Here is a 2,144-nt window from a genome sequence, read left to right on the forward strand (position 1 = left end):
ATATCACCATAAGTAAGGGAGAATCGAAAGATAGTTAAATACCTGACCCTACGCTCACACTTTTACCGTTGCGAGATAGAAAATAAAAACCGCTCGTAAGCTCGATTAATCTTTTGCATAATTTTAATCGCCATGACGGAAGAATTGTGATCGGGGTGATACTGACGAGCAAGCTGATAATATCTTTGTTTAACTTCTGAAAAAATGGCACTCTTAGAAACTTATAAAACCTCCCACCAATCCTCAGAATCGGAGGGCAATATTTCTAATTCTCCTAACATTTCCGACCATATTTTTACCTTATCTCCATAACTACCTGTAATTAAAAATTGACCGTCAGGACTAAATTTTAAGGGAGCAGTTCCCCGTAAAACTTTAATTAATTCTCCTGTTTGTCCTTGCCAAATTTTAATTTCTGTTCGGGAAGCACTAGCAATTAGATGGCGATGAGGATTAATAGCAATACTGATAATTGCCTGCTCGTGTGCCTGCCAACTTCTAATAATTTTTCCTGTCTTTATATCCCAGATTTTAATCGTTTTATCACTACCACCACTAATTAGATATTGACCATCATTACTAAAAGCTAAACTGTTAACGGCTGCCCTGTCACCGATAAAAGTTTGATAAGCATAACTATGATCAAATCGCCATAATTTAATAGTTTTATCATCACTACCACTAGCAATAATTTGGCTATCGGGACTAATAGCACAGGTATTAACTGCCTCCTCATGACCGATTAAAGTTCTCTTTAATTCTCCTGTATAATAACCCCAGATTCGCAGAGTTTTGTCGTTACTAGCACTAACAATAAATCTTTCATTGGCAGCAAAAGCTAATTGTAAAATTACACCATCGTGGCTATCGGGAGCATTGACACGAGCGAAAAAACTACTTTTATACTGCTTAGTGTCTAATTGCCACTGACTAATTCTGCCATCCAATCCACCGGCAATGATCGATTTACCGTTAGGACTTATAGCCAGAGTTTGGAGCGGTTCATTAACTCCCACAAAGGAATAAATTAATTTACCCGTTTCTCGCTGCCAAAGTTTTATGGTTTGATCTTCTCCCGCACTAGCGATAATTTTACCATCAGAGCTAATATCGATCGCCCCAATATTTGCCTGATGACCTTTAAGGGTTTGGAAACACTGCCAAGATAAACGCTCTGGAATAGTAATTTCTGTAGAATTTAACTGTTGATTTTCCTGAACAGATACTTCTTCTAACAGTCCCTGTAGTTCTGCCTCTAGATTTTTATATTTTCCCGTAACTTCTTGCCAAAATAAAGCTTCTTCGTACTCTCTAGTAATGCGATCAAAAAATTCTAGATTCCTATAAAAATTATCGTCGGAGTAGGTGGGAGATAACATTTTCATCAGTCCGTAGATTCCTAACCCGACTAGGCCACCAGCGATCGCCATAGAACCGACACCAACACCGAAAGCTGTACCTTTAACTGCGACTCCCACACCCCCAAAGGTAGAGTAGATACCGATTCCGCCAAGGCTTCCTGTCCCCAAAGCTAACCCCACGGTGCGATCCTTTGTTTCTAGTCCTTGCAGACTGGCATAAATTGCCGAACTTGTCAGGATGCCAATCCCCGTCATTCCCACTAAACCGACGCTTATACCGCCAAATCCGCCGACTAAGCCAATATTTCCCAGACAAGCAGATAAATTGGCTCCTGTGACTCCACCGACAGCAGGAATAACAAAATCGAGCTTTTTAGCCATATTTTTCGGCAATAATCAAGTTAGTCATCGGGTTTCTCCTATAGAGTGTAGCCTAGTTTGTTATCGACGACTGACTCCCCAAAGTGGTAGTTTTCCCTCCTGCCCCCTGCCGACCGCCTCTTTCAAGTCAGTCCCGATGAAAAAATTTTCACCCCCACAGATGAAAGAGGTTTCTTTCCCTGCACCCCACACCCCACACCCTCTTTCCAGTCAGAGGCAATCAGGAAAAATGATAAGTATTTTATATATAAATACATTCAATACTTAAAAATATTTAAATTTACAATCGGTAATATTTATTTTTACTTAAGAATTTATTGAGAATAATTTTTATTTATTTACGAGATTGCAATACTTTCAGCGATTCTGGTATAATTTTGCATTATGCTATGACTGTCTCTT

The 2,144-nt window shown here is 39.4% G+C and carries 1 protein-coding gene and 1 pseudogene; both read right to left on the bottom strand.

Features of this window, described 5'->3' with window-relative positions; translation table 11 throughout:
* Nucleotides 1-62 precede the first annotated feature (62 nt).
* A pseudogene (locus tag IQ242_RS26480) lies at nucleotides 63-209 on the bottom strand (J domain-containing protein); the annotation flags it as partial.
* Nucleotides 210-221: 12 nt separating this feature from the next.
* Entirely contained in the window at nucleotides 222-1,742 is a 1,521-nt protein-coding gene (locus IQ242_RS23190) for a WD40 repeat domain-containing protein (protein WP_228021176.1), read from the bottom strand.
* Between the last annotated feature and the right edge of the window lie 402 nt (nucleotides 1,743-2,144).

This window comes from Microcystis sp. LEGE 08355, from assembly GCF_015207185.1.
In the GTDB taxonomy this organism is placed as follows: Bacteria; Cyanobacteriota; Cyanobacteriia; order Cyanobacteriales; family Microcystaceae; genus Microcystis; species Microcystis panniformis.